A 22498-nucleotide genomic window follows, 5' to 3' on the forward strand; every position below is an offset into this window, starting at 1 on the left:
GCCTGAATCCCTTTGGTAGTTGGTGTCTCGACAACGTCAGTTTACCAAGGTGGATTCAGGCTTTTCTATTTAGCGCCACAACTGTGGGACAGTAGTGGCCAATAAGGCGGCTTTTTTATGGGCGACGCACCGAGCATTAGGCTAGCTCAGATAAGCCACGATCAAGGTCTTTAATAACGTCGTCAACGCACTCTAACCCGACTGCAATGCGCAGTAGTCCAGGGCCAATATTCGCCCCCTCACGCTCTTCTTCCGTCAAACGACTGTGTGTCGTCGTCGCCGGATGAGTAATGGTGGTTTTGGCATCACCTAAGTTGGCAGTGATGGAAATAAGACGCGTCGCATCCATCACTTGCCACGCTGCTGCCTGCCCACCTCGAACCTCAAACGACAATACGCCACCAGGCAGTTTTTGCTGCTTTTGCGCCAGTTCGTATTGCGGATGCTGTGGTAAGCCGGCGTAGTTGACTTGCAGCACGGCAGGTTGTTGCTGCAGCCATTGCGCCAGCTGCAGAGCATTGTCTGAATGTGCTTTCATGCGCAGCGACAAGGTCTCGAGCCCCTTGGTAAACACCCAAGCGTTAAACGGGCTCATAGTTGGCCCTGCAGAGCGCAACACACCGACCACCGGCTCAATTAACTCGTCACTGCCAATCACAGCACCACCAATGCAGCGGCCTTGTCCGTCGATGTATTTGGTAGCGGAATGGGTGACCAAGTCCGCCCCGAACGTCAGCGGCTGCTGAATCGCCGGCGTGCAAAAACAATTGTCCACCACCAGTAAAGCGTTATTGGCATGCGCCAAATCTGCGATGGCTTTAATATCGGCCACTTCAATAACAGGATTTGACGGTGATTCAAGAAACAACAACTTAGTATTGTCTTGCAGCGCTTGTTCCCAGGCCTCGAGATCCAATAAGTCGACATAAGTCACTTGGATATCGAATTTGCGCAGGAATTTTTCAAACAACACATTGGTGCTACCAAACACACTGCGCGACGACAATAAATGGTCACCGGACTGTAAATGCGCCATGCACACCGCATAAATCGCCGCCATACCAGACGCCGTTGCTGCGCACGCCTGGCCGCACTCCAGCGCCGCTAAACGCTGCTCAAAGGTACGTACTGTGGGGTTGGTGTAACGCGAATAGACATTGCCATCTTCATCGCCAGAGAAGCGCGCCGCGGCCTCAGCAGCCGAGCGAAACACATAGCTACTGGTCGGGAAGATGGCCTCAGCATGCTCACCCTCGTGGGTGCGCTCATGCCCGGCCCGCACGGCCTGGGTGTCAAACCCACAGTCGGGAAACTGCGTCGGATAGCGATCGGAATAGTCCGTCATAGCTGACCTTCAGGGCTGTCGTCGTTGTGCAAATCGATGGCAACGTTTTCAACCGCATGGCGGCCTTTACTGCTGTCACTGCGCAACAAATGCAAACGCTCAAAGTATTCTTCATCGATATCGCCGGTAACATATTCGCCGTTAAATACCGAGCAATCAAATGCCGTTGCTGACGTACTACTGCCTTCCAAGCATGAGTCGATCAGGTCTTGCAGATCCTGATACACCAACCAATCCGCACCAATGTCTTTAGCGATTTCATCGGTCGTGCGACCGTGCGCGATAAATTCATCTTTTGCTGGCATATCAATGCCGTATACATTGGGGTAACGCACCGCTGGCGCTGCTGAGGCAAAATACACCTTATTGGCGCCCGCATCGCGGGCCATCTCGATGATTTGCTCACAGGTGGTACCGCGTACAATCGAGTCATCAACCAACAGTACATTTTTACCGCGGAATTCTAAATCCAGTGCGTTGAGTTTCTGGCGCACGGATTTTTTACGCTGCGTCTGCCCGGGCATAATAAAGGTACGGCCAATGTAGCGGTTTTTCATAAAGCCTTCGCGATACTTAACGCCCAGCTTTTTCGCCAACTCCAGCGCCGATGACCGGCTGGTGTCAGGAATGGGAATAACCACGTCAATGTCGTGTTCCGGATGCTCGCGGACAATTTTTTCCGCCAGTTTTTCACCCATGCGCAGACGCGCTTTGTACACAGCCATTTCGTCCATAATCGAATCTGGACGCGCAAAATACACATACTCAAACAAGCACGGCGTCAGGCGCGTATTATCTGCGCATAAACGCGTGTGCAACTCACCCTCTTCGGTGACTACGATGGCTTCACCGGGGGCAATGTCGCGCTCGATTTTAAATTCCAGCGCATCCAAGGCTACCGATTCCGACGCCACCATGTACTCAGTACCGGCTGACGTTTGCTTACTGCCAAACACCGCTGGGCGAATGCCATTGGGATCGCGAAACGCCACAATGCCGTAGCCACTGATCATGGCAACGACGGCATAACCGCCCTTAACGCGCTCATGAACGCGGCGCACGGCGTTAAAGATCACCTCTGGCGTCGGTTTAATTTGCCCCTGCACTTGCAGCTCATGGGCAAAAATATTGAGCAACACTTCAGAATCGGAGGTGGTATTTACGTGGCGCAAATCTTCACGATAAATGTCCTGCGCCAACTGTTCGGCGTTGGTGAGGTTGCCGTTATGCGCCAAGGTAATGCCGTAAGGCGAGTTGACATAAAATGGCTGCGCCTCAGCGGAGCTAGACGAGCCCGCCGTTGGGTAACGAATGTGGCCAATGCCCATATTGCCAATGAGGCGCTGCATATGGCGTGTACGGAAAACATCGCGCACCAGACCATTGTCTTTACGCAGGTACAGTTTGTTTTGGTAGCTGGTGACGATACCAGCCGCATCCTGACCACGGTGCTGCAAAACCGTCAAAGCATCATAAATGCCCTGGTTCACATGGGATTTACCAACAATACCCACTATTCCGCACATGTGCGCATTACCTCAAAAACGACTACTGAGAAAACCACTCCAGGCGATCGGTGGCAGCGGGCAACGTTTTGCGTGCCCAATCCGCCACGGATTCCAACTGTGGAATGAAAACTGACTGTTGATACCAAGTGTCATCTGGCACCAAGGTGTACTGCAAACCATAGACGGCGACGACCAGGATCAGCAAACCGCGAACGGCACCAAACACCATGCCAAATACGCGGTCGGTACCACTCAACCCCGTGACCCGCACCAGCTCGGCGATCAGATGGTTGAGCAACGCACCGACAATAATGGTGCCGGCAAATAGAATCAGGAAGGCCACCATCCAACGCAGCGACTCGGTGTCAATCTGGCCTTCCAATAAGGTGGCCAAATTACCGCTAAACAAGCGCGCGACGATAAAGGCGATGATCCAGCTAGCGAGGGATAGGGCTTCGCGTACAAAACCACGTTTTAGACTGATCAGACTAGAAACCACCACTACGGTGATCATAACCCAATCGATGATGGCCAAGGATTGCACTCTCTGACTGCCTTAACTAGCGGGGAAAACAGCAACGACCGCATACGCTGTCGCCGAGAAAGCGCGCAGTATATCAGAGCACTGCCGGAATGAAACGCAGCAAAATCATAAGCTCAGTTATCATGCGGCCTGCAGAGCATTTTTCTGACCAAACAGACAGCATCAAGAGCGCGCACGAAAGCGTTTAATAAACACTTCTTGCTGCTGCAACTGCTGCTTTAATTGCGCCTGCAGCGCTTCTGCCTGATGGCGCTGCAGCACAGGCCCAACGTACACACGCACCCACTCAGAGTCAGTTTGTTCTTCTAGGTAGCTTTTAAAGCCATCGCTCAACAGCCGATCGCGAAATTTCTCAGCATTGTTGCGCTGCGAAAAAGCGCCCACCTGTAACGTCCAGGCGTAGGGCAGATTTTCGTCATCCACCGCACCACGGTCGCCCAGTGTGCGCGGAGCGGCAGGATCATCGCGCTCCACTGTGCGCGTTGGCTGCGGTGTGGTTGCAGCGTGACTGTCACCGCTGGCGAGCTTCTCCAGCTCGATGCGAACGCGGCGCTCACGTTGATCGTCCGACCACTCGGCGGTTTCCGGGATGGGTGGAATATCGACATCCAAAGACAACTTGGCGCGACTGCCGTCCAGCAAAATAGGCAGCACAATCGCCACCGCAATAACCGTTACTAAGGCGCCAACTATGCGCTTTTTAAGATGCTGCTCCATGCCCCTGCTCGTCGAACCAGTTCAGTGCCTGCTCCACTGTATAGAAAGATCCAGCCACCAGCCAGTTCTGCGCCGACTGCTGCATCGCGTACGCCAGCGCATCGGCGACCGAAGCAAAAACGCCGGTGACAGGCAGATCAGCTGCTAGCGATTGCAATTGCGCAACAGACAAACCGCGCGGCATGGACAAGCCAGCCAGTAGCAGCTGCTTATGACGAGGCAGCGCCTGTAGCAACTCCGCCACAGGTTTGTCTTCCAGCGCTGAGAAGACAATGCCGTCCACCTCGGGCAGCACTTCAGCCAGGTGTGACATCGCTTGGGGATTATGAGCCACATCTAAGAACCAGCGCTGATGCCCAGCATCAATGCGCTGCAGTCGCCCGCCGACTTTTAGCGTGGCGATGACTTGCTGACAGGTAGCTTCGTCAGGCAAACGACCGAGCAGTGCCAGCGACTGCAGCGCCGTCGCCACGTTATGGTGGGGAATGTGCGGCACTGGCAACGACCAACGATACGTCTGCTTGGTGTCGGTAAACTCGACCTGACAGCTTTGTTGATGCAGCTGGACATCAAAATCAACGCCACGCTGATACCATTGACCTTCACGCTCACCAACCACTTGCTGCACATTGCCTGGAGGATTGAGCTGACCGCATACAAACGGCCGACCGGGCCGAGCGATGGCGCATTTTTCATAGGCAATTTGCTCCAGCGTGTCGCCCAGCCAAGCCTGATGATCAAGACCAATGCTGGTGACAATGGTCAAATCGGCGTCAGCCACATTGACCGCATCCAAACGACCGCCAAGGCCGATTTCCAGCACACAGACATCCAGCGATAAGCGTGAAAAATACTCCAGCGCGCTGAGTGTCCCGAACTCAAAGTAGGTCAAACCAACGTCACCGCGTGCCACTTCCACCCGCTGTAACGACTCGACTAAATCGTCATCGCTGATGTACTCGCCATTCACGGCAATGCGTTCGTTGTAGCGCTGTAAATGCGGCGAGCTATATACGCCGACAGACAAACCCTGTACGCGCAGCAATGCTGCCATCAACGCCGAGGTGGTGCCCTTGCCATTGGTGCCGCCCACCAAAATGGTCAGCGGCGCCGGGCGGCGGCAATGCAACCGCTCCGCCACCGCCACCACGCGCTCAAGCCCCAAGTCAATCACCTGCGGATTAAGCGCTTCCAGGTATTCTATCCACTGGCTGACCGTCCCTGCCATATCAGCTATCCAATGCTTGGCGCATGGTACTGAGCAACTCAGCCACATGGCGCTGCGCTTCGCTCGGCTGCTCAGCAAACTCGGCGATCAGATTAACAATGGCACTGCCAACGATCACGCCATCGGACACCGCGCCTACCGCTGCCGCCGTGGCACCATCTCGGATACCAAAACCCACACCCACAGGGATATCGACGTGCGCGCGTATGCGCTCAAGATTGCGTTTTACGTCGTCCACATCCAGCGCCGCAGACCCGGTCACTCCTTTGAGAGAAACGTAATAAACGTAGCCACTGCCGCTGCGCGCAATGCTGGCAATGCGCTCATCCGTAGTGGTCGGCGCGATGAGATACACCATATCCAGCCCGGCTTGCTCAAAGTAGCCCTGCACGCCATCGGCTTCTTCCGGTGGCAGATCCACCATCAGCACGCCATCAACGCCTGCAGTCGCTGCTGCGTCGACAAAGGCTTCATAGCCCATGGCCTCAACTGGATTGAGGTAGCCCATCAACACCACTGGCGTATCGGGATCTTGCTGGCGAAACTCCGACACCATAGCCAACACATCACGCAGCGACGTGCCATGCAGCAACGCGCGCTCACACGCGCGTTGAATCACTGGTCCATCGGCCATGGGATCAGAGAACGGCACACCGAGTTCGATGATGTCAGCACCGGCCTGCACCATGGCATGCATCATAGGGACAGTCGCAGCCAGCGACGGATCGCCCGCGGTAATGTATGGAATCAACGCTTTACGGCCATCAGCCTGCAAGGCTGACAACACAGTAGAAATACGACTCATAGTTCTTCCTTAGGCGTTTACGCCATCAATGCTGGCCACGGTGTGAATGTCTTTATCACCACGTCCGGACAAATTCACCACAATGCTTTGGTCACTGCGCATGGTTTCCGCCAATTTCATCGCAAAAGCCACCGCATGAGAGCTTTCCAGCGCCGGCATAATGCCTTCCATACGCGTCAGCTGATGGAAAGCCTTCAACGCCTCATCATCGGTAGCAGCAACGTAATTGGCGCGACCGATGTCTTTTAACCATGCGTGCTCAGGCCCCACACCTGGGTAATCCAAACCTGCCGACACAGAATGGGTGCCCATGATTTGGCCATTTTCATCTTCCATCAGGTAAGTGCGGTTGCCATGTAATACTCCAGGCCGCCCCTTGCTCAAAGGCGCCGCATGATCGTCACCTTGCAAACCCTTACCGCCTGCCTCAACGCCATAAATGGCGGTTTCATCATGGCCAATGTACGGATGGAACATGCCAATGGCGTTTGATCCACCGCCCACACAAGCAACCAAGGCGTCTGGCTGACGACCGATTAACTCCAAGCTCTGGCGCTGGGTTTCGCGGCCAATGATGGTCTGGAAATCACGCACAAGCATGGGATATGGGTGCGGGCCTGCGGCCGTGCCAATGATGTAAAAGGTATCATCGACGTGCGTCACCCAGTGGCGCATGGCTTCGTTCATCGCATCTTTTAGCGTGCGCGTGCCGGATTCCACCGCTTCAACTTCAGCGCCCAGCAGGTTCATGCGATAGACATTGAGCTTCTGCCGCTCGACATCGACAGCGCCCATAAACACCTTACATTCCAAACCAAAGCGCGCGGCGACAGTCGCCGATGCCACGCCGTGCTGGCCAGCGCCAGTCTCAGCAATGACCTTCTTTTTGCCCATGTACTTGGCCAACAGCGCCTGGCCAATGGTGTTGTTGATCTTATGAGCGCCGGTGTGGTTCAGGTCTTCGCGCTTCAAATAAATTTGCGCACCGCCACAATGCGCCGACAAACGTTCGGCGTGATACAGAGGCGACGGACGGCCGACGTAATGAGCCAGGTCGCGGTCAAATTCGGCCCAGAACTGAGGGTCTTGTTTTAAGGTTTCGTAGGTATCACGCAGCTCATCCAGAGCCGCGGTCAGAGTTTCAGAGACGAAGCGGCCGCCGTAAATACCAAAGTGGCCGCGCTCATCCGGCAGGGTTAAGTCGATCGCGTTGTTGGTCGCCATGTTGGACCTCTTTCATAAATGCACAAATTTTGTCGTGATCTTTAATGCCTTTGGCCGACTCGACCCCGCCGCTAACATCCACGGCGTAAGGAGTCACCTGCTCTATGGCAGAAGCAACATTACCGGGTGTCAGGCCACCGGCTAAAATCACGGGAGTTTGCAGTTCCTGCGGTATCAAAGACCAGTCGAAGGACTCGCCTGTTCCACCAGGAACTCCTGGCTTATAACTGTCTAGCAGCAGCGCCAGTGCACTTGGGAAGCGCAGGCATAACGCCACCAAGTCCGACGCTTGCCGGACGCGTAATGCCTTAATGAAGGGATGTTTGAACTGACGACAGAAGTCATTGTCCTCGTCACCATGAAATTGCAGCAGGTCAATTCTAACCTGATTCAAAACCGACTGCACCTCTTCGACGGTTGGATTCACAAACAACGCTGTCACCGTGACAAAGGCCGGCACCGCTGCAGCGATGGCTTGCGCTTGATCGATGGAGACCGCACGCGGGCTGGGCGGATAAAACACCAATCCCAAACTGTCAGCGCCCTGTTCCACCACAGCAAGCGCATCTTCCACTCGGGTGATGCCGCAAATTTTAACTCGTGTTCTTATCATGCCGCTCTCCGCTCGAACGGTGCTGCCGATCGCCTCCGTAGCGATAGCAACACCGACACCAATTATTAATGAGCCAGGTTATTGTGCGCCATGGTGATCCAGAAAGGGAGTCATCAGCGTCGGACCCGCCGGCTGGCATGGGATCCCATGCTCCCCTGGGTAATCCACACCAACGAAATACAACCCCTCGCCCGGCGCCGTAATGCCTGCCTGGCGACGATCACAGCTGGCCAGCACCTCTGCCATCCAGGAAACTGGCTGTCGAGATTGCCCAATAGGCAATAACACACCCAAAATATTACGCACCATATGGTAGAGAAACGCACTGGCGTGCAGCTCCACCACCAGCAAGGTTCCAAAACGGCGCACAGACACGCGATGCATGGTCTTCACCGGTGAATTGGCCTGGCAGTCACGCGCTCGGAAAGCACTAAAGTCATGCTCCCCCAACAGGGCCTGAGCAGCATCGTGCATCAAGGTTGCATCCAGCGGGTAGCGCCACCAAGTCATCTGATCATGCAACAAAGCTGGCTTTACCGCAGCGTTATTGATGATGTAGCGATAGTGTCGACCACAGGCGTTAAAGCGAGCATGAAACTCGGGTTCAACTTCGCCCAGCCACTGCACCGCCACTCCCATCGGTAGATTGGTATTGATGCCCATCAACCAGCCATAGTCACTGCGCTGTGATGTGGTATCAAAGTGAATAACTTGACGGCAAGCGTGCACGCCCGCGTCGGTGCGCCCGGCACAAAAAACGCTGACGGGGTGGTTAGCAACAAAAGAAATGGCCGCTTCGAGAGCGGCCTGTACGGTAGGTTCGTTGTGATGTTTCTGCCGTTGCCAGCCGTGGAAATAACTACCGTTATACTCCACCACGGCGGCATAGCGTTTTACGTCTGACATTTAGCTCATGTTATCCATCATGCTACGTGCTTCTTGTTTCTGCTGATCACTGCCTTCCTGAATGACTTCTTGCAGCAACTCTTTAGCGCCGTCTGCATCTTCCATATCAATGTAAGCACGCGCCAAGTCGAGCTTGGTCGCACATTCATCGGTACCGGCCAGGAAATCAAACTCATCGTCAGCAGCGGCCAGTTCATCCAAATCTATGTCATCAGTTGAGCGACCACCCGCAGACGGCGCCTCAGCAGGCATTGGCTCAGAATCTACCGAAGCAGCTTCAAGCTCAGGCTCAGCATCGGCTTCAGCCTCGAGCGTGGGCAACTCATCGGACTCAGAGCCGGCAGAAAAATCACCCAAATCGTCATCCAACTCGGCCATATCGGCAGACAAGTCGAAGTCGCCCGGATCATCACCTTCGTCAGTTGTAGTGTCTGACAGCGTTTCCAGCTCGGCCATAAAGTCGCCGGCATCGGTGACTTCTTCAATACCATCTTGGGCAGCTTCAGCGGCCGGCTCAGCATCGAACGACGACTGCTCAAGCTCGGCTTCTAACTCTGCCAAGGCATCATCAGCGCCCAGCTCTTCACTGGCATCCGTCTCTGCCGCCGCAAAGTCGACGACGTTGTCGTCTTCGACTGGCAACTCGGGAACGTCAGTTAACTCAGACTCCTCAGTGCCTTCATCTTGCAAGGCGCCTAGATCAAACTCCAGTGAATTGTCATCGCCTTCAGCATCAGCCACATCCAGCACCGGTGCTTCATCAGCATCAGCAGAGCCGTCAGTGCCGAAATCGCTTAAGTCGAACTCGAGACCGTCCTCGTCGCTGTCAGCTTGCGGCAACTCTGCAGCCAAGTCGTCAACGCCATCATCTGTTTCTAGCGACGAATCATTGAGGTCGAAATCAAGAGAATCACCCAAGTCCGCATCCAGATCCAACGTAGGCACATCTTCCAGACTGTCGCTGCCTAAGTCATCGGCGGCATCGTCCGCACCCAAGTCGAGAGACGCATCGAAGTCCAATGCATCCGTGCTGTCATCAGCACTGTCGGTGTTAGCAAAGATATCTTCGACATTGTCGGAAGTTTGGCCAGAGTCGGACATGTCCAAAGCATCTGAGAAATCCAATCCCTGATTGAACTCATCAGCCAGGCCGTCGTCCAGTTCTGGCACATCAGTTTCTAGACTTCCTGGCGCAGCGGCAGCCATGCCTGCTGCACCGGTTGGTGCTTGCGGTGACGACAGGCGCGAGCGCATTTGCTCTGCTTGTGAGCTGGCCTGATGGTCACCAAGCATATTCAGCGCACCTTCCGCTTCGGCAAAGGCCTGACTGTCGTCCATTTCCACCAGCACTTCAAGCAATTTAAGGCGCAAGTCGGTGCGACTTGGTTCATCTTCGATGGCGCCGGTCAGCAGCTCAATGGCCTGATCAAACTTGCCATAAGCGATGTAAATATCTGACTCGCTAATGACGTCTTCCGTTTGCGCAACCGGGCTGAACTCGTCGCCTTCGTCTGTCGCTTCGTCAAGGCCGGCCAGCGGCTCAGCATCGTCGGACAAATCGACCGGCTCTTTGTCCAGCTGATCATCGGCATCAAAATCAAAGTCATCCAGCTGACCTGCGTCGGCAGATGGGTTGATCTCTGATTCAGGTACTTCAATGGCATCTTCAGCGTCAGCGGCAGCTTCTTTACGCTTTTTCGCAACGCGGAAGCCCAGCAAAGCAAGAAGGCCCAGCACTAATGCACTAATGCCCAGTGTAACTGGGCTAAGAAGGGTATCGATAATGGAAGGCTGAGCCTGCTGAGATTCGCGCGCGATGCGCTCCGCCAGCTGCCGCCGCCGCTCTTCGGCAGCGGCCAGCTCATCAACAGAAGGTGTCGGCTCGACTTCAGCTTGAGGCTCAGGAACGGACTGCTGCGCTGGTTCTTCGGCAGCGGGCTCGCTGTAATTAAAGTCAATACTGTCGTCCTGACCGCTGCTGTCCTGCAGCTCACCGCCCATGTCTGTCTCGTCGGCCATGCCTGTCTCATTGGCCGTGTCGTACGGCTGCTCGCCAACACTGTCGTCCGACTCAGTTGGCAACTGCATGTTCGCCAACTGGTCATCTTTCAATGTGATCAGGCTTTGCAGGGTTTCAATCTGCTCTTCTAACGCTTGCAAGCGCTCGCGCAGCTCTTGGTTTTCACGACGGCTACTATCCAAATCTTCCATCGCGATGGCCAGATCGTTTTCCAGCGCTTGCTGGCGACCGTCTGACATGTCGCTGGCGACTTCACCGCTGCTGCCGGCGATATCCTGTTGCTTCTCTGAAGGAGACAGCAAACGCACCTCACCGTCGCCTTCGCTCATCGCACTAGGCTCGGCTGAGGTAGAACGACCGGTAGCACTCAACTGAGCAGCCGATGCGGTCAAATCTTTATTTTGGCGTGCCACTTCCGCCAACGCTTGCTGCTCAGCAATCGTCTGCAACTCATCAGCCGCAGGAATGCGCAGCACTTTGTGCGTTTTTAAGCGATTGATATTTCCTCCAATAAACGCATCAGGGTTGGCTTGCTGTATGGCCACCATCATACGCTGCGGAGAAACGCTGCGATCTGGGCGCGTTTGCAACGCGATATTCCATAAAGTGTCGTTTTGCTTCACCTTGTAAGTACCGGGCTCAGAAGGCTCTTGAGTCCAGTCTTGGCGATCCACGGCCATGCCCGAAGTGACCACTTCTGTGCGCTCGACTGTTTCACTGCCTGGCTGTTCAACGTACACACTGTCGACAGTGGCCGGCGTCGTTATCGCCAATGGCGCCACTGAGTCTTCTGCAAACACCGGCGGATCGAGCAACACCGTATATTCACGCAGCACTCGCCCAGCAGGCCAGTTCAATTCCACTAAGAAGTTTAGAAATGGCTCCGTGACAGGTTCACGCGTCGACAATACGATTTTGTCGCCGTCGACTTTAAAGTCGATTTTGGTGAGGAAGAATACCCGATCAACGCCAGCGTTTTCGAAGTCCTGCGGCGAGGCCAGCTTAGGCTTAATCTCCCACTGCGATAAGTCTTCCGCTTCGACCAGGCTAATCTCGGCTTTCAAAGGCTGATTCAGAGCAGAATCGAGTTCCAGCTCTCCCAACCCCAACGCCAGAGTGTGACCTGATATGGTCAGGCCACCGGCCAGCATTAAAGTGTTCGCAAGTAGGCGCTTCATTCATTGCTTCCTTGTTTTTCACGGCGATGCGACTGTCGGTAACAATCGCTGAAATTATTCAACATCGTTAATTCAGATAATCCTAACCCAGCTTTGGCAATAGGTTCCGTGTGCAAACTACGCTTCGAAGCAACTTGCCAAGTTGCGCCGAACAACCTGGACAAAACTGGCCTCAATAGCACGGATTCCTTATATATTCCCTTAATAAGCGTGGCTAAGTATCAAATATAAAACAGCATAGCGCAATCTTTTGGCTTTGCGTGATGTGACAAATCTCTTGTTACAAGAAGAGCTTAGGCGAGAAATGAGATGGAGTTCATGAAAAGCGGGAAAACCCCGCTCGTCATTATGCGTCAGCCAGCAAGATTCGCAAGGTTCGACGCAAGGGTTCAGCCGCTCCCCAGAGCAACTGATCGCCCACGGTGAACGCAGAAATGTACTCTGGACCCATGGCCAATTTACGAATGCGCCCCACCGGAATGGACAAAGTACCAGTGACTTTAGCAGGCGTTAGCTCACGCATGGTGACCTCACGCTCATCTGCAATCACTTTCACCCATTCATTGTGCTGATCCAGCAAGCGTTCGATTTCCGCCAACGGCAGATCCTTTTTCAGCTTCAAGGTGATGGCCTGGCTATGGCAGCGCATAGCACCTACGCGCACACACAAGCCATCAATTGGCACCGGAGCGTTCGAGCTGCCAAGAATTTTATTGGCTTCGACCTGCGCCTTCCATTCCTCACGCGACTGACCGCTGTCCAGCTGGCTATCAATGTAAGGAATCAAGCTGCCCGCCAGCGGCACACCAAATTGCTGCTGTGGCATGTCGTCACTGCGAATAAAATCCGCCACCTGACGGTCGATATCCAAAATAGCTGTGGCAGGGTCATCCACTTTTTCGGCCACCGACGCGTGTATTGCGCCCATTTGGCTAATCAGCTCACGCATATGTTTGGCGCCCGAGCCTGATGCCGCCTGATACGTCATTGGCGACACCCATTCAACCAGGTCGTGCTCAAACAAACCGCCGAGCGCCAGCAACATCAAAGATACCGTGCAATTACCACCGACGAAGGTCTTGCCACCCTCGGCCATCGCACGACGAATCTGCTCGCCATTGACAGGGTCCAGAACGATGACGGCGTCATCATCCATGCGCAGCGCCGACGCAGCATCAATCCAGTAACCTTGCCAACCGGCATCACGCAATGGCTGATACACTTGCTTGGTGTAATCACCGCCTTGGCAGGTAATGATGACATCCTGCTGCGCCAAGGTTTCAATACTGAAGGCATCTTGCAGCACACCGGCGTCTTTGCCGGCAACGTCTGGCGCCGCCTGGCCTGCTTGCGATGTGGTAAAGAAGGTAGGTTCAATCAGCGAAAAGTCCTGTTCTTGCTGCATGCGCTCCATCAAAACAGAGCCCACCATGCCGCGCCAGCCAACCAAACCTACTTTTTTCAAAGCCATTTTTTACCCCTTTTGCAAAGCAGCAACCACCGCTTCGCCCATGTGTTGAGTACTTACTTTGTGTGTTCCTTCCGAATATATATCGGCGGTGCGCAGACCTTGATCCAGAACATCACTCACGGCTGCCTCAATGGCATCCGCCGCCTGCGCGTGGTTAAGAGAGTAACGCAACATCATGGCCGCTGACAAAATCGTCGCCAACGGATTGGCGATTCCCTGCCCGGCAATATCAGGTGCAGAGCCGTGACAAGGCTCGTACATGCCTTTGTTGTTTTTATCCAGCGATGCCGATGGCAGCATGCCAATGGAGCCCGTCAGCATGGCAGCCGCGTCGGATAAAATGTCGCCAAACATATTCCCCGTCACCATGACATCAAACTGTTTTGGCGCACGCACCAACTGCATGGCAGCGTTATCAACATACATATGCGACAGCTCAACATCTGGATACTCAGGCGCCATTTGCTCAAGCACTTCACGCCACAGCACCGTCACTTCCAGCACATTGGCCTTGTCCACTGAGCATAATTTTTTATTGCGCTTACGCGCAGATTCAAATGCCACACGGGCGATGCGACGAATTTCAGATTCACTGTAAACGTAGGTATTAAATCCTTCACGCTCGCCATTTTCTAACGTACGAATACCGCGCGGCTGGCCAAAATAGATACCACCGGTCAATTCGCGTACGATCAAAATATCGAGACCCGAGACTACCTCCGGCTTCAACGACGAGGCCGCCGCCAACTGCGGGTATAAAATCGCTGGACGCAAGTTACCAAATAACTCCAGGCCAGAGCGCAGCCCCAGCAAGCCCTTTTCTGGACGCAGCTCCCGATCTTCCAGATTATCCCACTTAGGGCCGCCGACAGCGCCTAACAATATCGCATCTGCCGCTTGCGCTTTGGCCAACGTGGATTCTGGTAAAGGCGAGCCGAATTCGTCGTATGCAGCGCCACCAACCAAGGCTTCGTCGCACACCAAACCGAGATTGAACTTGCTGTTAACAACGTCCAAAACCTTTTGTGCTTCGACAACAATTTCAGGGCCAATACCATCGCCGGGTAAAATCAATACTTGCTGAGACATAACCAATCCTGATTTCTAAATACGGTTTAATTAACGAAATAACCACGGGGCCTGCTGCCGGCGCTGCTGCTCATAAGCGCGAATCGCTTCGGCATCTTGAAGCGTCAAACCGATATCATCCAGGCCATTGAGCAAACAGTGACGACGAAATTCATCCACCTCAAAATCAATGGTGTCACCAGACGGCGTTTTAACGTGGCGATGCTCAAGATCAATGGTTAATTGATAGCCTTCGTTGTTTTGCACTTCATCGAATAAGCGATCAACCGTGCGCTCATCCAAGACGATCGGCAGCAGCCCATTTTTAAAGCAGTTGTTATAAAAAATATCGGCAAAACTGGGCGCGATAACCGCTCGAAAGCCGAAGTCGTCCAAAGCCCAAGGTGCATGCTCACGACTGGAACCACAACCAAAATTCTCACGCGCCAGCAACACCGAGGCCCCTTGATAGCGCGGCAAATTCAATACAAATTCTGGATTCAATGGACGGCCGCTGTTATCCGCATCCGGCTGCCCTTCATCGAGGTAGCGCAGCTCATCAAATAAATTCGGGCCAAAGCCACTGCGTTTGATGGATTTAAGGAACTGCTTTGGAATGATCATATCGGTATCAACGTTGGCGCGATCCATCGGCGCTGCAATGCCGGTATGTACAGTAAATGATTTCATGGCTGCCTCCTTAAAACTCACGCACATCAACGAAATGGCCGGCGATGGCCGCCGCTGCCGCCATCGCTGGACTGACCAAATGGGTGCGACCACCATAGCCCTGGCGCCCTTCGAAATTACGGTTTGACGTGGACGCACAGTGCTCACCCGAACCCAACTTATCGGCGTTCATCGCCAGACACATGGAGCAGCCCGGCTCGCGCCATTCAAAACCAGCATCGGTAAATACTTTATCCAAGCCTTCGGCTTCGGCTTGCTGCTTGACCAAACCAGAACCAGGCACCACCAGAGCCTGCTTTACCGAAGAAGCGACACGCTTGCCCTTGGCCACCGCTGCTGCGGCGCGCAAATCCTCAATACGGCTATTGGTGCACGAGCCGATAAACACACGATCAAGCTGAATGTCGGTGATTTTCTGCCCGCCGGTTAAGCCCATGTATTCGTGGGCACGGCGAATGGCACTGCGCTGGGTATCGTCTTCGCCATCGTCGACATGCGGTACGGTGCCATCGATGGTGGTGACCATTTCAGGCGACGTGCCCCAGGTGACCTGCGGTCGAATGTCAGCTGCATTAATGGTCACGACCTTATCAAAAGCTGCATCATGGTCGGATTTCAAATCCCGCCAAGCATCCACAGCACGCTGCCACAAATCGCCAGCCGGCGCATAAGGACGGCCTTGGATATAGTCGGCAGTGATGTCATCAAACGCCACCATACCAACGCGCGCACCGGCCTCAATCGCCATGTTACACATGGTCATACGCCCTTCCATGCTCATAGAGCGAATGGCGCTGCCACCAAATTCCATGGCGTAACCTGTGCCGCCTGCCGTGCCAATAATGCCGATCACATGCAGCACTACATCTTTGCCGGTGATACCAGCGCCCAGCTCGCCGTCGACCTGAATCAGCAAATTTTTCATCTTGCGCTGAATAAGGCACTGAGTGGCCAACACGTGCTCCACTTCAGAGGTGCCAATGCCATGAGCCAGAGCGGCAAAGGCGCCATGCGTAGCGGTGTGTGAATCGCCGCACACCACGGTCATGCCAGGCAAGGTCGCTCCCTGCTCCGGACCAACCACGTGCACGATACCCTGACGTACATCGCCCATTTTGAATTCTTCAATACCAAAGGCGTCGCAGTTTTCGTCCAAGGTTTTTACCTGGATACGCGACACCGGATCTTGAATGCCATCGATGCCACTGCGACGCTCAACCGGTGTGGTCGGTACGTTGTGATCAGGAGTGGCCAAATTGGCATCCAAGCGCCATGGCTGGCGGCCTGCAATACGCAACCCTTCGAACGCCTGTGGTGACGTCACTTCATGCAACAACTGGCGATCGATATACAGCAGCGCCGTGCCATCATCGCGCTGCTTGACCACATGCTGCTGCCACAATTTGTCGTAAAGGGTTTGTCCGGCCATGTGACCTCCTGCTTGTTATTCACGGTATTAGGGCACTATACGCCAGCAAAACAACAACATAAATTCATATTTTTGCTAGCATGAATTCCAAACTGGAATAGAGACCCACCACCAATGGACACACAATCCCTGCTGGCATTTCTGGCCGTGGTCGAGCATCGCTCGTTTTCATTGGCGGCCGAGGCGTTGCACCTCAGCCAATCGGCAATCAGCAAGCGCGTGCAGCAACTGGAGCAGCAGCTCTCCTGCCAGTTATTTGATCGCCACAATCGCACCATCAGCCTGACAGAAAGTGGTCGAGTCTTGTTGCCCAAGGCGCGCCAAATCGTTGAGCTGATGACAGACGCGCGCCTGGCGCTAGACAACCTGTCAGACGAGGTATCTGGCACCTTGTCCATGGCCACCAGCCACCACATTGGCCTACACCGCCTGCCGCCCTACTTGCGTGAGTTTTCTCAGCGCTACCCGCAAGCGCAATTACAGCTGCAGTTTCTAGGTTCCGAGGGTGCCTACGAAGCCGTACAAAAACGCCAAGTCGATCTGGCACTCACCACTTTGATGGAGTCACCGCCCGACAATATTGAGCAATCCATTCGCTGGCGTGATTCGCTGGTGTGTGTATGCGCTCCGAACCACCCACTGGCTCAGATAAACCACCCCAGCCTGGAGCAACTGGCACAGTATCCCGCGATATTGCCTGAAGCCAACACCATTACGTTTGATCTCATCGCCGCCCCGTTTCGTGAACGCCAGTTGTCGCTGATTAACTCTATGCCGACCAACTACCTAGAAACCATCAAAATGATGGTGTCGGTGGGGCTCGGCTGGAGTGTCATTCCACGCAGCATGGTCGATGCGCAGCTTGTCGAGCTGAACTGGCCAGGCGAAACCCTGGTACGTAACTTAGGCATTGTGCGCCTAAGACAACGCACCTTGAGCAACGCCGCCCAAGCACTGCTGCAGCTGTTGCCGCCGCCATCTTGATGCACAACAATGTTGCTCACGACAATCAACGCTAGCCTGTCGTCATAGAGCCGTTGCGCCTGCTCGCAACCTAAAAGGATTACCAAATGCGGCGACTCGCCCATTTAAGGAGACACCATGCTAGACATTAACCACATCTTGGTCGTACTGGATAACGAGCATTTGAAGCAGCATGCCTTGGACCGGGCACTGTGGCTGGCCAGCGCACTCAAGGCCGATTTGACGCTGCTCACCGCCACTTACGAGGCCTATTGCGACGATCAATCATCGATTGATGCCGACACTCGCCTGCGCATCAAAGAAGCGCTGATTAACAAATCCACTGCTTGGATAGAAAGCTTTGTCGAAGACACAGACGTCAAGGTACGCACCGAAGTGCACTGGCAAAAACACCTGCATGACGCAGTGATTGAGTCGATGCGCGACCAAGAATACGACCTGGTGATCAAGGGCACCCACGAGCACTCGTTGATGGACCGTATTTTTACCCACACCGACTGGAACCTGCTGCGCCACTGCCCAGCGCCAGTACTGCTGGTGAAAAACAACAAACCCTGGCAACACAACCGGGTTTTGGCCTCCATCGATGCCACGTCGGGCGACGAAGGCCATATCTTGATCAACGACAACATCCTGTCCTACGCCGAGCATTTGGCCGATCATTTTGATACCGATTTACACTTGGCCAACGCTTACCCGCTGGTATCCGTCGCCTTTGCCATGGTACCGGAAGTCACTGCGCCCGATGATGTACAAAAGTACATTCTCGAGCAGCATCAGGAGGCCTGCGCCGACTGGGCAAACAAGTTCAATATCAATGACGATCACGTGCACATTGATGAAGGCGATGCCGACGATGTGATTGCGCGTTTCGCCAAGTCGCTGCAGGCGGATCTGGTGGTCGTCGGCACCGTTGGCCGTGAAGGGTTAGCCGGTGTTCTTCTGGGCAATACCGCTGAGCTGTTGGTCGACAAAGTCGATTGCGATGTATTGGTGATCAAGCCCGATGACGGCGTCAAACCCGATGCCGACTAAAACGTCGTCAGCAGCACACTAACATGCGCCAACTCACTGTGATCGCTCATGCACCCTCCTCGAACCTAAGCGCATTGGCGCGGGTTCTGCAGGAGGGTGCGGCTCAGGCTGACATCAGCGTCAGCGTGCTGTCTCCGCTGGAGGCGGACGCAAACGCGGCGCTGAATGCCGATGCGCTGATTTTGCTGACACCAGAGAATCTGGGCTATATGAGCGGCGCCATGAAAGACTGGTTTGATCGCATCTACTACCCATGCTTGGATCACACCCAAGGCAAGCCCATTGCTGCCGTCGTTCGCGCAGGGCACGACGGCACTGGCACTCAACAAGCACTGAAAACCATCACCACGGGACTGCGCTGGCGCTGGGTGCAGCCGGTATTGTTACTGCGCGGTGATTGGCAAGCCGACTTTATCCAGCAAGCGCAGCAGCTGGGCGAAGCCATGGGCTACGCCCTTGAGCAGGGCATGATTTAACGCTGGCGCTGCAGCACGTCTTCGATTTCCTGTAAGCAGGCCGGATCATCAATGGTGGACGGTGTCTGATAGTCCTCGCCATTGGCGATATTACGCAGCACCTTACGTAAGATTTTGCCCGAGCGCGTTTTTGGCAAGCGCGACACCACCACTGCCTGTTTGAAACTAGCGACAGCACCAATGTTGTCGCGCACACGTTCAATCAACTGCTGGCGCAGCTCGTCTTCACAGATGTGCACACCATCCTTCAACAGCACCAGTCCGAGTGGCTCTTCGCCTTTCAGTTCACTGGCACACCCAACGACCGCGCATTCAGCAACCGCCTCATGCCCAGCGACGACTTCCTCCATTTCACCGGTCGACAAACGATGCCCAGCCACGTTAATGATGTCGTCCGTGCGCCCTAATACGAACAAATAATTGTCGGCGTCCAGCATGCCGCCATCGCCGGTGACATAGTAACCAGGGTAGGTATTCAGATAGCCGTTCATAAAGCGCTCGTGATTGCCCCAAATTGTCGGCAAACATCCTGGCGGCAGCGGCAAACGAATGGCGATACTGCCCTGCTCACCCCTGGCAACGGGCATGCCCTTGACATCCAAGATCTGTACGTTGTATCCCGGCGATGGCCGCGTCACCGACCCCGCTTTAGGTTCGGCCGGCTCTAGCCCCATATGATTGCCCGCAATCGCCCAGCCTGTTTCAGTTTGCCACCAGTGATCGACAATTGGCCGCTGAATGTGGGTTTTCACCCAGTCATATGTGGGGGGATCGAGACGCTCACCGGCCATAAACACGGTTTTTAAAGCAGAAAGATCGTATTGCGCCGCCAAGCGACACTCTGGGTCTTCTTTTCGAATCGCCCGAAACGCTGTTGGCGCGGCAAAGATGCCCTTGACCTGGTAGTCGGCACAGACGCGCCAAAAGGCACCGGCATCCGGGGTGCGCACCGGCTTGCCCTCGTACAACACCGTGGTGCAACCACGAATTAGGGGGGCATAGACAATGTAGGAATGTCCAACGACCCAACCGACATCCGATGCCGCCCAAAACACATCACCTGGATGCATGTCGTACACCGTCGCCATGCTGTAGTTCATCGCCACCGCATGACCACCGTTGTCCCGCACCACACCTTTGGGTTTACCCGTAGTACCGGAGGTATACAGGATGTACAGCGGATCAGTCGCCCGAACGGGTACGCAATCTGCAGGCTGGGCTGCGATCATGGCCTGTTGCCAATCCAGGTCGCGGCCGTCGACAAGGTCACACAGGCACTGTGGGCGCTGCAGAACAATGCAGGTGTTTGGTTTGTGCTGCGCCAACTCGATGGCCTCATCCACGATGGGTTTGTATTCGATCAACCGATCGACCTCGATACCGCAGGAAGCGGACACCACCACCACCGGCTTAGCGTCATCCAACCGAATCGCCAACTCATGAGCGGCAAAACCACCAAACACCACCGAATGCACGGAGCCTAAGCGCGCACAGGCCAGCATGGCAATCGCCGCCTCAGGCACCATGGGCATGTAAATCACCACTCGATCACCGCGGCCGACGCCAGCGTCTTTTAACACGCCGGCAAACAAAGCCACTTGTTCTGTCAGTTGTGCGTAGGTGTAACGCACCCTTTGCTGGGTGACCGGAGAGTCGTAAATCAGTGCTGTGTGCTCCGCTCTGCCATTGAGTACGTGATGATCCAATGCCAGGTAGGCGGTGTTTAGCTCACCATCGACAAACCAGCGATCAATGCCCATCTCATCCTTGGCCAGAATGGTGCTCGGCTCACGAAACCAATGAATCGCATCCGCTTGCTGGCGCCAGAACAGCTCCGGCGTATCGATAGAAGCCTGGTATTCATGCTGATAAGTCATGGTCGTGATCTCCGTTTGCCGACTGAGCTGCGCACACCAATGCCACACGGAACGCATGACGTTGCGCTGATTTCTGTCACCACCATAGGTCAGGTCGACCAAGCAGTACTATTCGACCAAGGGGGCAGCCACTAAGGTCGAAGAAATACTTAGTCGCAATTGATGAAAATGATATTTTGTTAACTAATCGAGGGTTGGAGGGGCCCCTCTTTCCCTAGACTGATCACGTTGATTCAATTCTGGACACTGCTATGGCCAGCCAAACCGCACACGCCACCATTTCACCGGATATCAGCCACCCTGAACTGCTGAGCATTATTGAGCATGCCGTAGAGCAACAATGGCTGTTCCCGGCCGCTCTGCATATCGAGGGGGCCAGCCACCACCGCTCAGGTCAACAGAGCTTTTACAAGGTACAGACCCACGCCGGTGCGTACTTTATAAAACGCCACCGCGCTGACAACCTGCCGGTGTATCAGGCCGAAGCAAAGGCGTTGTCGTTGATCAAAAGCACCGACACATTGGCCACCTGCGCGCCGTTGGCTTGCGCTCAAGTAGATGATTGCAGTTATTTGATTCTCGAGTTCCTGCCGATGGTGATGGGCGGTGACTGGTTATCGGCCGGACAGCAATTAGCACAGCTGCACAGCAATACCGAGCAGCAGTACGGCTTTGACGGCACGACCTACTGCGGCGGCACCGCTCAGGACAATCGCTGGCAGACGAGCTGGGCTGAGTTTTTTACCCAACAACGCCTAGCGCCCTTGTTTACCCAGCTGGCTGAGCAAGGCATTCATTTCAGTGAGCAGCAGCGGGCGCTGGAGCGATCCATGAACTTACTGCAACACCACCAACCAACCCCAGCCTTGCTGCATGGTGACTTGTGGTCAGGCAACATAGGGTTCAATCCGGATAAAGAGCTGGGTTTTGCCGTGGTATTCGATCCGTCCAGCTACTATGGCGATCACGAAACCGACCTTGCCATGACCGAGCTGTTTGGTCGCTTCCCGCAGCGTTTTTATGACGGCTATGCCGCGGTGATGCCGATTGCCAGCGATTACGATCAGCGCCGACCGCTGTACCAGCTGTACCACACCCTCAACCACAGCCTGTTGTTCGGCGGCGCCTACATCGAGCACAGCCGTGAACTGATCACCCTGATTTAATCGGCGTTGTTTCATACAACCCCTTTGCCACCTTCATCGATTGTGAAGGTGGCTTTTTTGCTTGGTTTTTACTGAACCGTGCAAACCGCCCACCTCGAAGCAAACGGCAACGAGCCTCACTAGCAGCGCGACAAGATAACGGTATAAAAACTTAAACAGGATGAGTCGTCAGGCGCAGACACACAGGCACCGGCTTAGCCGCAAACACACGTGC

At 54.6% G+C, this 22498-nt stretch carries 19 protein-coding genes; 4 read left to right on the forward strand and 15 right to left on the reverse strand.

The features are described 5' to 3' along the window. Positions 1-136: 136 nt before the first annotated feature. The 14 genes from CHH28_RS15045 to leuC form a co-directional block, all read right to left on the reverse strand. Positions 137-1345: an O-succinylhomoserine sulfhydrylase gene (locus tag CHH28_RS15045; protein ID WP_094061081.1), complete on the reverse strand. Its 1209-nt coding sequence runs from the start codon at positions 1343-1345 to the stop codon at positions 137-139. Then, the gene (purF, locus tag CHH28_RS15050; protein WP_094061082.1) at positions 1342-2871 is read right to left on the reverse strand and encodes an amidophosphoribosyltransferase; all 1530 of its coding nucleotides are present in this window, start codon (positions 2869-2871) and stop codon (positions 1342-1344) included. Before purF ends, CHH28_RS15045 begins: the two co-directional genes overlap by 4 nt. Before the next feature lie 22 nt (positions 2872-2893). Then, positions 2894-3367, reverse strand: a complete 474-nt coding sequence (locus CHH28_RS15055; RefSeq protein WP_233243631.1) for a CvpA family protein — start codon at positions 3365-3367, stop codon at positions 2894-2896. Positions 3368-3559: 192 nt separating this feature from the next. Beyond that, positions 3560-4114, reverse strand: a complete 555-nt coding sequence (locus CHH28_RS15060; protein WP_094061083.1) for an SPOR domain-containing protein — start codon at positions 4112-4114, stop codon at positions 3560-3562. Continuing rightward, on the reverse strand, positions 4098-5342 hold the full coding sequence (locus CHH28_RS15065; protein WP_157729942.1) for a bifunctional folylpolyglutamate synthase/dihydrofolate synthase: 1245 nt from the start codon (positions 5340-5342) through the stop codon (positions 4098-4100). The genes CHH28_RS15060 and CHH28_RS15065 overlap by 17 nt, the downstream gene beginning before the upstream one ends. 1 nt (position 5343) lies before the next feature. Further along, a complete protein-coding gene (gene trpA, locus CHH28_RS15070; protein ID WP_094061085.1) occupies positions 5344-6147 on the reverse strand; it encodes a tryptophan synthase subunit alpha in 804 nt (267 codons plus the stop codon). Positions 6148-6156: 9 nt separating this feature from the next. Further along, on the reverse strand, positions 6157-7371 hold the full coding sequence (gene trpB / locus CHH28_RS15075) for a tryptophan synthase subunit beta (protein ID WP_094061086.1): 1215 nt from the start codon (positions 7369-7371) through the stop codon (positions 6157-6159). After that, positions 7331-7984, reverse strand: a complete 654-nt coding sequence (locus tag CHH28_RS15080; RefSeq protein WP_094061087.1) for a phosphoribosylanthranilate isomerase — start codon at positions 7982-7984, stop codon at positions 7331-7333. Before CHH28_RS15080 ends, trpB begins: the two co-directional genes overlap by 41 nt. 78 nt (positions 7985-8062) lie before the next feature. Next, complete coding sequence (gene truA / locus CHH28_RS15085; protein ID WP_094061088.1) at positions 8063-8890, reverse strand: tRNA pseudouridine(38-40) synthase TruA; 828 nt, start codon at positions 8888-8890, stop codon at positions 8063-8065. Next, complete coding sequence (locus tag CHH28_RS15090) at positions 8891-12088, reverse strand: FimV/HubP family polar landmark protein (protein ID WP_094061089.1); 3198 nt, start codon at positions 12086-12088, stop codon at positions 8891-8893. It abuts the gene before it with no gap. Positions 12089-12434: 346 nt separating this feature from the next. Continuing rightward, a complete protein-coding gene (gene asd, locus CHH28_RS15095) occupies positions 12435-13559 on the reverse strand; it encodes an aspartate-semialdehyde dehydrogenase (RefSeq protein ID WP_094061090.1) in 1125 nt (374 codons plus the stop codon). Positions 13560-13562: 3 nt separating this feature from the next. Continuing rightward, entirely contained in the window at positions 13563-14648 is a 1086-nt protein-coding gene (leuB, locus tag CHH28_RS15100) for a 3-isopropylmalate dehydrogenase (protein ID WP_094061091.1), read from the reverse strand. A gap of 30 nt (positions 14649-14678) precedes the next feature. Further along, positions 14679-15317, reverse strand: a complete 639-nt coding sequence (gene leuD, locus CHH28_RS15105) for a 3-isopropylmalate dehydratase small subunit (protein ID WP_094061092.1) — start codon at positions 15315-15317, stop codon at positions 14679-14681. 10 nt (positions 15318-15327) lie between these two features. Beyond that, positions 15328-16746, reverse strand: coding sequence for a 3-isopropylmalate dehydratase large subunit (gene leuC, locus CHH28_RS15110; RefSeq protein ID WP_094061093.1), 1419 nt, complete (start codon positions 16744-16746; stop codon positions 15328-15330). 114 nt (positions 16747-16860) lie between these two features. Between leuC and CHH28_RS15115 the strand changes: the two genes are divergently transcribed. From CHH28_RS15115 to CHH28_RS15125, 3 genes are all read left to right on the forward strand, one after another. Beyond that, positions 16861-17730, forward strand: a complete 870-nt coding sequence (locus CHH28_RS15115; RefSeq protein ID WP_094061094.1) for a LysR family transcriptional regulator — start codon at positions 16861-16863, stop codon at positions 17728-17730. Between the two features lie 117 nt (positions 17731-17847). Then, positions 17848-18765: a universal stress protein UspE gene (uspE, locus tag CHH28_RS15120; RefSeq protein WP_094061095.1), complete on the forward strand. Its 918-nt coding sequence runs from the start codon at positions 17848-17850 to the stop codon at positions 18763-18765. Positions 18766-18788: 23 nt separating this feature from the next. Next, a complete protein-coding gene (locus CHH28_RS15125; RefSeq protein ID WP_094061096.1) occupies positions 18789-19241 on the forward strand; it encodes a flavodoxin family protein in 453 nt (150 codons plus the stop codon). Here the strand turns inward: CHH28_RS15125 and CHH28_RS15130 are convergent. Further along, on the reverse strand, positions 19238-21118 hold the full coding sequence (locus CHH28_RS15130) for a propionyl-CoA synthetase (RefSeq protein ID WP_094062104.1): 1881 nt from the start codon (positions 21116-21118) through the stop codon (positions 19238-19240). The two genes, CHH28_RS15125 and CHH28_RS15130, sit on opposite strands and share 4 nt — an antisense overlap. Before the next feature lie 251 nt (positions 21119-21369). On the opposite strand from CHH28_RS15130, the gene CHH28_RS15135 reads away from it, so the two are divergent. After that, positions 21370-22284: a fructosamine kinase family protein gene (locus CHH28_RS15135; RefSeq protein WP_094061097.1), complete on the forward strand. Its 915-nt coding sequence runs from the start codon at positions 21370-21372 to the stop codon at positions 22282-22284. Positions 22285-22498 lie beyond the last annotated feature (214 nt).

It is taken from the genome of Bacterioplanes sanyensis (assembly GCF_002237535.1).
In the GTDB taxonomy this organism is placed as follows: Bacteria; Pseudomonadota; Gammaproteobacteria; order Pseudomonadales; family Oceanobacteraceae; genus Bacterioplanes; species Bacterioplanes sanyensis_A.

Coding starts and splice junctions, on each gene's coding strand:
- leuC (WP_094061093.1), bottom strand. CDS start 16,746: ATGGCCGGACAAACCCTTTACGACAAATTGTGGCAGCAGCATGTGGTC.
- truA (WP_094061088.1), bottom strand. CDS start 8,890: ATGTCAGACGTAAAACGCTATGCCGCCGTGGTGGAGTATAACGGTAGT.
- CHH28_RS15125 (WP_094061096.1), top strand. CDS start 18,789: ATGCGCCAACTCACTGTGATCGCTCATGCACCCTCCTCGAACCTAAGC.
- CHH28_RS15080 (WP_094061087.1), bottom strand. CDS start 7,984: ATGATAAGAACACGAGTTAAAATTTGCGGCATCACCCGAGTGGAAGAT.
- leuD (WP_094061092.1), bottom strand. CDS start 15,317: ATGAAATCATTTACTGTACATACCGGCATTGCAGCGCCGATGGATCGC.
- CHH28_RS15135 (WP_094061097.1), top strand. CDS start 21,370: ATGGCCAGCCAAACCGCACACGCCACCATTTCACCGGATATCAGCCAC.
- CHH28_RS15065 (WP_157729942.1), bottom strand. CDS start 5,342: ATGGCAGGGACGGTCAGCCAGTGGATAGAATACCTGGAAGCGCTTAAT.
- CHH28_RS15090 (WP_094061089.1), bottom strand. CDS start 12,088: ATGAAGCGCCTACTTGCGAACACTTTAATGCTGGCCGGTGGCCTGACC.
- leuB (WP_094061091.1), bottom strand. CDS start 14,648: ATGTCTCAGCAAGTATTGATTTTACCCGGCGATGGTATTGGCCCTGAA.
- CHH28_RS15060 (WP_094061083.1), bottom strand. CDS start 4,114: ATGGAGCAGCATCTTAAAAAGCGCATAGTTGGCGCCTTAGTAACGGTT.
- asd (WP_094061090.1), bottom strand. CDS start 13,559: ATGGCTTTGAAAAAAGTAGGTTTGGTTGGCTGGCGCGGCATGGTGGGC.
- CHH28_RS15055 (WP_233243631.1), bottom strand. CDS start 3,367: ATGATCACCGTAGTGGTGGTTTCTAGTCTGATCAGTCTAAAACGTGGT.
- CHH28_RS15115 (WP_094061094.1), top strand. CDS start 16,861: ATGGACACACAATCCCTGCTGGCATTTCTGGCCGTGGTCGAGCATCGC.
- CHH28_RS15130 (WP_094062104.1), bottom strand. CDS start 21,118: ATGACTTATCAGCATGAATACCAGGCTTCTATCGATACGCCGGAGCTG.
- trpB (WP_094061086.1), bottom strand. CDS start 7,371: ATGGCGACCAACAACGCGATCGACTTAACCCTGCCGGATGAGCGCGGC.
- CHH28_RS15045 (WP_094061081.1), bottom strand. CDS start 1,345: ATGACGGACTATTCCGATCGCTATCCGACGCAGTTTCCCGACTGTGGG.
- purF (WP_094061082.1), bottom strand. CDS start 2,871: ATGTGCGGAATAGTGGGTATTGTTGGTAAATCCCATGTGAACCAGGGC.
- uspE (WP_094061095.1), top strand. CDS start 17,848: ATGCTAGACATTAACCACATCTTGGTCGTACTGGATAACGAGCATTTG.
- trpA (WP_094061085.1), bottom strand. CDS start 6,147: ATGAGTCGTATTTCTACTGTGTTGTCAGCCTTGCAGGCTGATGGCCGT.